Genomic DNA, 11,793 nt, shown 5'->3' with positions numbered 1-11,793 from the left:
CAGACTTCTATGGATTAGCATACCCAAAAAAGCCGAAAGAGCTCAACTCTAACGGCTTTATTTTTTATTCAATGATTTGTGTTTCAGCTAGTTTCTTATACCAGTGAGCGGATTTCTTAGGATAGCGTTCCTGCGTTTCAAAGTCTACGTAGAATAAGCCGTAGCGTTTTTCATAACCGTTAGACCAAGAAAAGACATCCATCAGAGACCAGATAAAGTAGCCCTTGACATTAGCCCCGTCCGCAATCGCATCGGATAAAACTTCCAAATGCTGCTTGACGTAGTCAATCCGAGCATCGTCGTAAACCGTATTGTCCACAAATTCATCTTTATAACCCAGACCATTTTCTGTGATATAAATCTTCTTGTAGTTTGGATAATCTTTCTTAATCCGCATGATCTGGTCATAGAGACCTTGCGGATAGATAATCCAATCCCAATCAGTTTTTGGTATATGGGTTGGAGATTCTCTGCGCCCGACACCCTTAATTTGGTATTTGGAGCTTCCCTTTTCGCCTTTTCCGTTATGGATAATTTCAGTTTCACCGTCAAAGTTTCGCATCCAGTCACTCATATAGTAGTTGATCCCAAGGAAGTCATTGAGGTCTTTAGCTGCTTCTAAAGCCGCAAAGTCTTCATCTCGCAAATCCAGCTGACCACCATTGACCTTAAGGATATGATTCACTCCTGCCAGAGTTACATCTGAATAGTGTCCCAGATAAGTCGCATCAAGGATAAATTTATTATGAATAATATCTTCTAACTCTGCTGCTCTGACATCTGCTGGATTTTCTGGATCGTAAGGATATTTTGTCGGAAGTGCATGAACGACACCGATTTCACCCTTGTAACCCTTGTCCTTATAGAGCTTAACAGCACGGGCATGTGAGACCATCATATTGTGATGAGATTGGAAAACCTTGGCCAAGTCATACTGAATACCTGGGGGGAATTTTCCGACCAAGTACTGCCCGTCACCAATGGGGCCAATTTCATTGAAAGTCGTCCAATAGCGAACTTCTGGAAATTCTTCAAAACAGAAAGCCGCATAGTCTACAAAGTGCTCGATATTCTCCCGATTGAGGAAATCTCCGTTTGAGTGGAGAGCTTCTGGTGTATCAAAGTGGTGGAGGGTCACAAAAGGTTCTACATGGCGCTTGTGGCATTCTGCGAAAAGATTATGGTAAAATTCCACACCTTTTGCATTGACCTCGCCATAGCCTGTCGGGAAAATCCGCGACCAAGCAATGGAAATCCGAATCCCATTGACACCATACTCTTCAGCCAATTTCAGATCCACAGGATATTTGTGGTAAAAGTCGCTGGCAGGTTCTGCCGTGTACCAGTAGTTGTCCTCTAGGTACTTATCCCAGGCAACAGGCCCTTTCCCATCTGTGTGGGTTGCTCCTTCAGCTTGATAGGCTGCTGTTGCACCACCGAAAATAAAATCTTTAGGTAAGCTTTTTGTCATCTTATTTTCCTTTCAATAACATTTGGAGAGTGGGACAAAAGTCCTAGCCTCTCAATTGTCTTTGGATTATCGAGCAAGACGCAGTGGTTGAGTGGACTCTACTACGCTGATTTCATCAGCTTTTACAGCCCTACTCAACTGTGCGGAGGTGGGACGACGAAATCGAATTCTAACGAATTACCGATTTCTGTCCCACTCTCTATCAAGTTGCTTCATCTCAAATAAACAGATTTAGTTGTTGAATTGCTCCTGAACAAAGGCCAGTGCTCCTTTACCATCACGGGTTAGTTTGATGTATTGGGCGCCTTCGGTCTTAGCTAGCTTGATCCCCAATTTATCAGTTTCCGCCTTCATGTCTTCAAAGTTTGAAGCAACTTGAGGAGCCAGGATAACCAGGTCAAACTCAGGCAGCATTTCACGGTGAGCACCGTAGCCGCCCGCTGCTGCTTTGACAGGAACATTGTATTCAGCTGCTGCTTTATTCAAAGCGTTGGCCAGCAATCCGCTAGTACCACCGCCTGCACAGAGCACCAGAACATTGGTTTCTTCGCTAATATTGTTTTGAGCAGGAGCTTCTTCATCCACTCCTGCTTTTTCAAGGATAGCATCCGCTTTAGCAGTATTAAAGTTGGCTGCTACTTTTTCTTTAAGAGCATCGTTAGCTTTGCCAGAACGTTCTTCTTCTAGAATTTGTTCGTCATAAACCTTGACAAATGGATAGTAAATAATCACATCCACTACGACAAGAAGGGCTGCTAGTACAAAAGACAGAAGCTGAAAGTTGGTCCCCAGCACAATTCCCAGAGGTCCAGGTGTCACCCAAGGAAGGTTGGCTGAGAAGGAGTTCATGTTTAAAGTATCAACAAAGAATTTGAAAATCCATACGTTTGCGATAGGTGCAAAGATAAATGGAATGAAGAATATCGGATTCAGTACGATTGGAGCACCAAAAAGAATGGGCTCATTAACACCAAAGAAAGTTGGGACAACAGATGCCCGTCCAATCGCACGGTTACGCTCGGACTTACAGATCCACATGAAGAGGAATGGAACAATCAAGGTCGCACCAGTACCACCCATGGTAACGATGAACATTTGAGTACCAGAAGTGATGACCTTATCCGCATGCTGACCAGCTTGAAGCAAGGCCAAGTTGGCATCGATATTGGCATAAGTAATGGCAGCAATAGCAGGCTCAACAATAGACGGACCATGAATTCCCACGAACCAGAAGAAAGCATAAGCACCAAAGATAAGCGTGATTCCCAGATAGCCATCAGCTGCTGAGAAGAGTGGAGCTAGAAGCGTTCCTATGGATTCAGCAACCGTTACTCCCAGACTTGCTTTAACAAGCAGTTCCAAACCGTAGAGCAGAACGACTGAAACAGTAAATGGAATCAAGTCTTTAAATACTTGGGAAATATTTGGTGGAACTTCTTCTGGCATGCGGATGGTGACATTATTTTTTACACAAACCTTGTAGACATTAACCGTCACAAAGGCTGCGATGAAAGCTGTCAAAAGACCTTTTGTTCCCATGAAGGCAGTCAGGAAGCCACCTTCTTTGGCAGGCTCAGCTGCCATGAGGAGGAAGCCGACCATAGAAGCCAGCATAGTAGATAAGAAGTTAATCTGGTTTGTAGCAGGCAGGCTGCGATTGACAGAGTCCGTCAAAGCCTTGGCAGTGGTCCCACCCACAAAGAAAGCCAGAATCCCCATTGAATAGCTATAAGGGGTCATTAAGAAAGTTTCAATATCCTTAGACCAGTGGAAGCCCCACGCATTTGGCACATAGGCAATCAAGATAAAAATAGATGAGAAGAGGATGACTGGCATACCGGCGATAAAGCCATCCCGAATAGCACGGAGATAGATGTTCCGAGAAATCTTCTCAAAGAAAGGCTTCCCTTTCTCAATAAGTCCGATGAGTTTGTTCATTATTTTACTCCTCTTTTATATAGTTCAATCATGTGTTTCATCAAATCCTTGAGCAACAAGGTTGTCATCAAGTGGTCTTGGCCGTGCATCATCGTCACGCTATAAGCCAAGTCCTCACCAGCAGCTTCTTTGGTCAAAAGGCTGGTCTGAGCATGGTGCGCTTCGACAATACAAGCATTGGCTTCTTCCACCAAACTTTCTGCGCGGTCAAATTCTCCAGCCTGAGCTGCATTTAGTGCTTCCAGCAACTTGGAGCGAGCGTCACCTGCGTAGGCTACGATTTCAAAACCAAGTAATGTTACTTCTTCTCTATTCATGATAGATCCTCCTTTTAATGTTCCTTATAATAATCGTTGAATATGTAATACCAGATAAACTCGCTCACTATGATATAAGTCTATTCCAGTTTTCTGGGCAATAATCTCATAAAGACTACTTCCGATTTGATAAGCTTTGGGATAGGTCAATTTAATCTGACTTTCCATTTCTAACAGTGAAACGTTGTCATCTCGGCTTCTGTCTAAGTAATCTAAGAAGTAATTGAGATGAATCATAAATCGGTCATAGAAGTTGCTATTCTCCGATGTTCTTTTAATTCCCTGCTTTCTCAGCTCTTCTTCTACAGCCGCTAGAATTTCCTTCCGCTGATCCAAATGACCCTGACCTGCTGGACTGGAGACCCCTTCTGCATTGATAAAGTGATAGGCGATTCTGTTTATTTCATCGTCTGGAAATGCTTCTAAGAGTCGTTCCCGATAAATAGCCACTGCTTCTTGCGCGATTTGATAAGGAGTGGGATATTTACCTGAAGCATCTGGCAGGTCACTCTCCTTGTACCGCCCCTGCTGAAGTGCTTGATAAGAACAGTAGATATGGTCCGTCAGTGTGACATAGATATACTCCTGGACTGGGTAATGGTATTTCTTGGAAAGCGTGTCAATCACATCATAGGTCACTGTGATAAAGTCCAGTGGCACATCTTTGAGCAAGGCCACAAAGTTTTCCTTGGACTCTTCCGTTCTCATACGAAAGACTTTCTCAATCTTACTTTCCAGAACAGGATCACCCTTTTTCTTATTGAATGCTATCCCACTACCAATCAGAACAACCTCTTCACCATTTTCATGTTTGGCTAGAGCAACATTGTTATTCATAGGAAGTATAATTCGATACATAGTTCCCTCCTTATCATTTTCTTGAGCCTTCGTGAAATAAAAATGACCGCAAACAAACGGAAAAACACAAGAGAACTTGCCTCTTCCAATTCATTTGCGGTCACGCCTAATCCAACTTAGTAACGCTCACCCTATTCAATTTATGGTTTCATTATAGCACATCAAAATGTGAATGTAAACCCTTTCTTTTGCTTTTTTTAAATATTTTTTAGAATCTCACTTTTTTAGTAAGGATTTAGTACTGTTGCAAGCTTGTCCACACGAAATTTTTTGCTTAAAAATATGTATAAGGAAATATCAGAGAGTACAAGACCTTCTACAAACTTCTTGGAAAGCTTGCACTGAACTTGCCATGAAAAACTTGCTCTCGCTCAATTAAGCCTCTTCATGTCATAAGTTTTTTTCTTCTATAAATTGCTTGTAGTTTACAGAAAACTCCCTAGAACTTCTTGATTTTGCATGACCAAGTAAATGCCCAACAAAACAATCAAAACAAAGAGACTTAGCTTTATCATCCCTTTGACAAAACGAACGATCCAAAGAATAATCATGGAACCAATCAACCACATAATGGCTGAATGCTGGAAAAATCCTTGAACCGTCTCAACATTCTCGCCAAAGAAGGCCTGAATGGGCGCTGGAACATGAGTTTTCCAAGCTGCTGTCACGCCTAGCTGGTTAGCAATGTCGCTGCCGCTTTTCCACAGCCAAGCAAAAATGCCTGAATTAAAAAGAAAAAGGAAAACTTGCTCTGGGAAGCGTCTAATAATATTAAAAATCGATTTTAGCATACCTTTATGATTGATACAAGTCTTTTACAGCCTGGATATCTATCGGCTGAATACTATAAAATGAGCCTGCCGACTGCATCACTGATTCCTCCTCATTATGGTCTAATCCGATAGCATGGCCCAATTCGTGCGCTGCTGTATTGACAATTCGCTCATGAGAATAAGCATAGCGACTGTCCAGCAGGTAGTAACTATTAAGACGAACAGTCACATGGGTGAAACGATTGGTCAGCAGGTTGGTCTTGGACTCTGCCTCACCAGCTGCACTGACACTGCCGTCATTCATTTCCGTCGCAACGATATCCGCTTCTTCTTTGTCATTGATGATTTGAAAGGTGAAAGCTCCTGTCTGGTTCCAGGAACTAATGGCCTCCTGATAGGCTGAACGTAAAGTTTCATTCGTGGTATCGATATATACCGTAGCACTAGCCTTCTCCCAGCGAGCTCCCGTCCCTTTATGCTCATCTGTCAGCTGATGGGGCTGAATTCCCTCACTAGTCTGAAGACCAGTGGAAAGTCCTTGATGCGTTAAAAATTGATCCACTTGAGTAACAGTAGTTCGAAGAGCCTGCGATAATCCCTCTGCCCCTGTCTCTGTCGAAGTAGTAAAATAAAAAACACCTACAAGAACAAGGAAACTGAGTGCCACAGACCAAATAAGACCCCAAATGAGCCGCCAAATCAAGCGAAATATAAATCTAATACAATCGAAAATAAACTTCATGGCAAGCTCCTTTCTCATAGAATGAACGAGAGACTTAGTCTAGCATCTTTCGCTTAAATAAAACTGAATATGCATAAAGAGCAAGTATCGCAATAAATGACTCGAATGCAAAGTCCCACTTGAAAAGACGAAAAAAGAAGCTGAGAAACTCAGCCTCTTCTTAAGTAAATTACAATTCGATATCACCGAAAAGATCAGCCATTGAGAAACCAGTTTGAGTTTCTGGAAGCTCGAAGTCACGTTTTTCTTGACGACGTGGACGACGCGGACGAGATTGACGTTTTTCTTCTTTTTGGCCTTCTTCTTGAGCTGGACGCTCTTCAAGAGCCTTGATAGAAAGTGATACACGCTCAGCAGCAGCATTCACTTCAAGAACTTTAACAGTCACTTCTTGACCAACTTTAAGAGCATCTTTTGGATTTTCAACACGTTTGTGTGAAATTTGTGAGATGTGAACAAGTCCGTCGATACCTGGCAATACTTCAACGAAAGCACCGAAGTCAGTCAAACGTTTTACTGTACCTTCAACTACATCGCCAGCAGCAAGTTTTTGTTCAACACCGTCCCATGGTCCAGGAGTTGTAGCTTTAAGTGAAAGTGACACGCGGCCTTCTTCTTCGTTCAAATCAAGAACTTTCACTTCGATTTCGTCACCAACTGAAACAACAGATTTTGGTGAAACGTTACGCTCGTGAGAAAGTTCAGTCAAGTGAACCAAACCATCAACACCACCAAGGTCAATGAAAGCACCGAAGCTTGTGATACGAGCAACTTTACCAGTTACAACATCACCAACATTCAATTTACCAAATACTTCTGCACGCGCTGCTGCAGCTTCTGCTTCAACAACTTCACGACGTGAAAGGATGAAGCGGTTTTCTTTTGGATCTACTTCTTTGATCTTAGCATCAAATTCTTGACCTACAAAACGTTCAGTGTTGCGAACGAAACGAGTATCGAGCATTGAAGCTGGAATAAATCCACGAAGTCCTTCAAACTCAACAGAAAGTCCACCTTTAACAGCACGAGTGCCCTTAACAGTAACAACTTCTTCTTCACGACCAACCAATTTGTCCCATGCTTTGCGAGCTTCTAAACGTTTTTTAGATACTAGGTAAGTAACTGTATCTGTATCTTTACCTACTACTTGACGAAGAACAAGCAATTCAAGTGTGTCACCTGGTTTTACAAAGTCATTGATGTCAGCATCACGATCATTTGTCAACTCACGCAGAGTCAAAACCCCTTCAACACCAGTACCAGCAATGGCAACATTAGCTTGGTTAGCATCCACTGTCAATACTTCAGCAGTAACGACATCACCTGGCTCGACTTGGCTAACACTGTTTAGCAAATCTTCAAATTCATTCATCTAAAAAAATCCTCCAACAATCAAGTATACTACTTGACATACTTATAATTATTTTCCTAAGCACCCGCAAACGACATTGATTTATCTTTTACCGTTTTCCACCCTATAAAGAAATAAAATATCCGACGATATTTTATCCTTTATCTGATATATTACCTAAGAACTGGGGTAGCTGGATTCGAACCAACGCATGAGGGAGTCAAAGTCCCTTGCCTTACCGCTTGGCTATACCCCAATGATGAAATGGAGAGAGAGGGATTCGAACCCCCGAACCCGAAGGAGCGGATTTACAGTCCGCCGCGTTTAGCCTCTTCGCTATCTCTCCGACAATCAACGATATCAATTATATCATTAATCTAATAAAAGCGCAAGCCCTTATTTTCCTAAATTGTAGGTTTCAATCAAAGTTTCCACCGCTTTTTCAAGCTTTTTATATAAACTTTCAACATTTCCATTCTTGACAATAGCAAATTGACCGTCAAACTCGGCAATCTCGCCAATGACTTTTTTCCCAATAGAAAGGGTGTAGCCATCAAATTGATCAGCGCCAAGTGTCACCTTACTATCCGCAATCTGAATCTCAATTTTTTTATCTTTTTTACTCATTCTTTTACCTCTTTCAAGTCTCTATTTTACACAAAAATAGCAAAGCTGGCAAGTGATTTCCTCAATAAAAAGAGCCTCGAAAGGCTCTTAAAGTTATTCGTCTACTTTTACAATCCAACCTTCTGGAGCTTCTACATCACCAAATTGGATACCAGTCAGCTCATCGTAGAGTCTGCGAGTCACTGGCCCAACTTCTGTCTCGCTATAGAATACATGGAAATCATCGCCATGCTGGATTCCTCCAATTGGTGAGATAACAGCCGCCGTACCACAAGCTCCTGCTTCGACAAAGCGATCCAACTTATCAATTGGAACGTCGCCTTCAATCGGCGTCAAACCTAAGCGGTGCTCTGCTAAGTAAAGCAAAGAATATTTGGTAATGGATGGCAGAATGGACGGGCTAAGCGGAGTCACAAATTCATTGTCCTTGGTGATTCCAAAGAAATTGGCTGATCCGACTTCTTCAATCTTGGTATGAGTTGACGGATCTAAGTAGATAACATCAGAAAAGTTGCGAGACTTAGCCATCTTACCTGGTAGAAGACTAGCTGCGTAGTTACCGCCTACCTTAGCAGCACCTGTACCATGTGGAGCTGCACGGTCATATTCATCTTGGATCAAGAAGTTGGTTGGAACCAAACCACCCTTGAAGTAGTTTCCAACTGGCATAGCAAAAATCGTAAAAATGTACTCCTCTGCTGGTTTTACCCCGATGATATCTCCGATACCAATCAAAAGGGGACGAAGGTAGAGAGTTCCTCCTGTTCCATATGGCGGTACATATTCTTCATTGGCGCGGACAACGGCCTTACACGCTTCCACAAACATTTCAGTTGAAACTTGTGGCATCAAGAGACGATCGCAAGTGCGTTGCAGGCGCTTAGCATTCTCATCTGGACGGAAAAGCTGAACACTACCATCCTTGGTACGATAAGCCTTTAGACCTTCGAAAGCCTGCTGGCCATAGTGAAGACTTGGTGAAGACTCAGAAATATGCAGGGTCGCATCTTCTGTCAGCTGTCCTTCTTCCCACTGACCATTCCGATAATAAGCGATATAGCGATAGGGCAATTTCATATATGAAAAGCCAAGATTTTCCCAATCAAGATTTACTGTCATAGTCTTTTTCCTCTTTTCCTTATCTTTCAATTTATAGATACTCCCTATTGTACACCTTTTTCTGAAAAATTCAATCATTATTTTCAATTTTCTGAAAATTTATTTTTTTAAAAACCAGTTCGTGTGAACTGGCTTGTTGATTACTTGATATAAGCAGAGAAAACTTCTTCATCTGAAATAGTATCAGAAATGAAGCTGCCGTTGCTGGTGCGCTCAGACAGGCTGAGGTCAGCCAGATTGATTTCATAGGCCGTTCCTTTATTAGAAAGCACCTGCAAAATCTGATCCTCACTAGCTTCTGCTTCAGTAGTAAAGAGGTCAAAGTCTGCTGCTTCGCCATAGACAGGACCAGCTGCGAAGACACGATGCGGCTTGGTCTTAAGCTCTCTCAGAACCTGAAGACCGCGATTTGCCCGACTGGTAACAGGAATATCTGCGACTGCCATACGCTTGAGGGAACCGCGCTGAGTCAGGATGTAAAGCGAGTCGGTGTTGGCGATAAAGGCTGCCGCTAGGACATCGTCCTTCTTGAGGTTGATGGCTTTAACCCCAGCTGCCTTAGCTCCGATAACTGGCACTTCCTCAATATTGAAACGCAGAGCATAGCCATTCTTAGTCACAAGCATGACATCATCCAGCTTAATCGGCGCCAGAGCAATAACCTGATCGTCTTCATTTTTCAGCTTGGCAAACTTAAGCGACTTGGACTTGTAGGTCCGCCAAGGACTGAATTCTTTACGCTCTACACGCTTGATTTGACCCAGCTTGGTCGCTGCAAAGTAAGTGCCCTCCTCAAAGCTATCCAGCAATTCTGTATAGATAACCTCTTCCTTTGTATCAAAGTTACTGATGGTCTGGCTGAGGTGTTCTCCAATCTCTTTCCAGCGAATATCTGACAGCTCATGAACAGGCCGGTAAATGACATTTCCCAGACTTGTGAAAATCAGCAAATGCTGAGTCGTCTTGGCTGGACTGAGGAAAATCAGTCGGTCGTCATCACGCTTGCCCATTTCCTCTAGGGTTGAAGCAGAGAAGGAACGCGGACTGGTCCGCTTGATGTAGCCGGAACGTGTCACGCTGACATAGGTCTCTTCCTCCACAATCAGGCTAGCCGTATCAATCTCAATGGCGTTTGCCCTATCCTGCAGCTCACTGAGACGCGGGTTGCCAAACTTCTTCTTGACATCGCGGAGCTCCCGCTTCATGAGGTTATACATAGTCCGCTCATCACCGATAATGGCTGCCAGCATCGCAATCTTCTCGCGCAGCTCTGCTTCTTCCTCTTCCAGAACCACTACGTCTGTATTTGTCAAACGGTAGAGTTGGAGAGTGACGATAGCCTCAGCCTGCTCCTCAGTGAAATCATAGCTGACTTTAAGATTTTCCTTGGCGTCTGCTTTGTTTTCGGAAGCCCGAATCAGGGCAATCACCTCGTCCAAGATGGAAAGCACCCGAATCAGTCCTTCCACGATATGCAGCCGTTTCTCAGCCTTAGCCTTGTCAAAACGGCTGCGAGCCAGAATAATCTCCTTGCGGTGGGCAATATAACTAGTCAAGATTGTCACAATTCCCACCAAACGAGGCGTAAAGTTGTCGATTGCCACCATGTTGAAGTTATAATTTACCTGTAAATCAGTGTACTTGAAAAGATAGTTGAGAATCAGCTCAGTATTTGCATCTTTCTTGAGCTCGATGGCAATACGCAGACCGTCCCGGTCGGATTCGTCCCGCACCTCAGCAATGCCAGCCACCTTATTGTTGACCCGCACATCGTCGATTTTCTTGACCAAGACCGCTTTATTAATCTCGTAAGGAATCTCGGTGATGACGATTTGCTCTTTACCGCCCTTCAACTTTTCAATCTCAGTTCTGGAACGCACCACGACGCGACCTTTGCCAGTCTCGTAAGCCTTCTTGATTTCATCACGACCTTGAACAATAGCTCCTGTCGGGAAGTCTGGACCAGGCAGAAACTCCATGAGTTTGTCCACCTTGGCAGACGGATGATCAATCATATAGATGACCGCATCAATGACCTCGGCTAGATTATGAGGCGGGATATCGGTCGCATAACCAGCGGAAATCCCAGTTGCTCCATTGACCAAGAGGTTAGGAAAGGCTGCCGGCAGAACGGTCGGCTCCTTCTCAGTATCGTCGAAGTTCCAAGCAAAAGGAACGGTATCTTTCTCGATATCCTGCAAAAGATAGCCAGCCATCTCAGACAGCCGCGCCTCAGTATAACGCATAGCCGCCGGTGGATCACCGTCCATGGAACCATTGTTCCCGTGCATCTCAACGAGAATCTCACGGTTTTTCCAGTCCTGAGACATACGGACCATGGCATCGTAGATGGAGCTGTCACCGTGGGGGTGGAAATTCCCCATGATGTTCCCGACAGACTTGGCTGACTTGCGGTAGCCCTTGTCAAAGGTGTTGCCGTCCTTGTTCATCGAATAAAGAATACGGCGCTGAACAGGCTTCAAGCCATCGCGAATGTCCGGCAAGGCCCGCTCTTGAATGATGTATTTGGAGTAGCGACCAAAGCGCTCTCCCATAATGTCCTCAAGGGACATGTTTTGAATGTTGGACATAATAAT

At 43.7% G+C, this 11,793-nt stretch carries 10 protein-coding genes and 2 tRNA genes; all 12 read right to left on the bottom strand.

The annotated features are described in order from the left end of the window. Window positions 1–64: 64 nt before the first annotated feature. Window positions 65–1,471, bottom strand: coding sequence for a 6-phospho-beta-galactosidase (lacG, locus tag D8791_RS04825; protein ID WP_125446475.1), 1,407 nt, complete (start codon window positions 1,469–1,471; stop codon window positions 65–67). Between the two features lie 231 nt (window positions 1,472–1,702). Further along, window positions 1,703–3,409, bottom strand: a complete 1,707-nt coding sequence (locus tag D8791_RS04815; RefSeq protein WP_125446474.1) for a lactose-specific PTS transporter subunit EIIC — start codon at window positions 3,407–3,409, stop codon at window positions 1,703–1,705. Then, on the bottom strand, window positions 3,409–3,726 hold the full coding sequence (lacF, locus tag D8791_RS04810; protein WP_125371058.1) for a PTS lactose transporter subunit IIA: 318 nt from the start codon (window positions 3,724–3,726) through the stop codon (window positions 3,409–3,411). Before lacF ends, D8791_RS04815 begins: the two co-directional genes overlap by 1 nt. 24 nt (window positions 3,727–3,750) lie before the next feature. Then, window positions 3,751–4,584, bottom strand: coding sequence for a PRD domain-containing protein (locus D8791_RS04805; protein WP_125379613.1), 834 nt, complete (start codon window positions 4,582–4,584; stop codon window positions 3,751–3,753). A 425-nt stretch (window positions 4,585–5,009) separates the two neighbouring features. Further along, a complete protein-coding gene (locus D8791_RS04800; RefSeq protein WP_125379614.1) occupies window positions 5,010–5,375 on the bottom strand; it encodes a hypothetical protein in 366 nt (121 codons plus the stop codon). Between the two features lie 4 nt (window positions 5,376–5,379). Beyond that, window positions 5,380–6,099 carry a matrixin family metalloprotease gene (locus D8791_RS04795; protein ID WP_125446473.1) on the bottom strand — a complete coding sequence of 240 codons (720 nt, stop codon included), beginning with the start codon at window positions 6,097–6,099 and terminating at the stop codon, window positions 5,380–5,382. A gap of 169 nt (window positions 6,100–6,268) precedes the next feature. Next, window positions 6,269–7,471, bottom strand: coding sequence for a 30S ribosomal protein S1 (gene rpsA, locus D8791_RS04790; RefSeq protein WP_015604624.1), 1,203 nt, complete (start codon window positions 7,469–7,471; stop codon window positions 6,269–6,271). A 163-nt stretch (window positions 7,472–7,634) separates the two neighbouring features. Beyond that, window positions 7,635–7,706 (bottom strand) — tRNA-Gln (locus D8791_RS04785). 9 nt (window positions 7,707–7,715) lie between these two features. Further along, window positions 7,716–7,796 (bottom strand) — tRNA-Tyr (locus D8791_RS04780). A gap of 50 nt (window positions 7,797–7,846) precedes the next feature. After that, window positions 7,847–8,077 (bottom strand): DUF2969 domain-containing protein, encoded by a 231-nt coding sequence (locus tag D8791_RS04775; RefSeq protein ID WP_125371053.1) that lies wholly within the window; start codon window positions 8,075–8,077, stop codon window positions 7,847–7,849. Window positions 8,078–8,170: 93 nt separating this feature from the next. Continuing rightward, entirely contained in the window at window positions 8,171–9,274 is a 1,104-nt protein-coding gene (locus D8791_RS04770; RefSeq protein ID WP_125446472.1) for a branched-chain amino acid aminotransferase, read from the bottom strand. 62 nt (window positions 9,275–9,336) lie between these two features. After that, window positions 9,337–11,787, bottom strand: coding sequence for a DNA topoisomerase IV subunit A (gene parC, locus D8791_RS04765; RefSeq protein ID WP_125446471.1), 2,451 nt, complete (start codon window positions 11,785–11,787; stop codon window positions 9,337–9,339). Window positions 11,788–11,793: the final 6 nt, after the last annotated feature.

This window comes from Streptococcus cristatus (assembly GCF_003943515.1).
In the GTDB taxonomy this organism is placed as follows: Bacteria; Bacillota; Bacilli; order Lactobacillales; family Streptococcaceae; genus Streptococcus; species Streptococcus cristatus_D.
The sequence above is the reverse complement of the archived record's forward strand: the minus strand, read 5'-3'. Positions and strand labels throughout refer to the sequence as shown.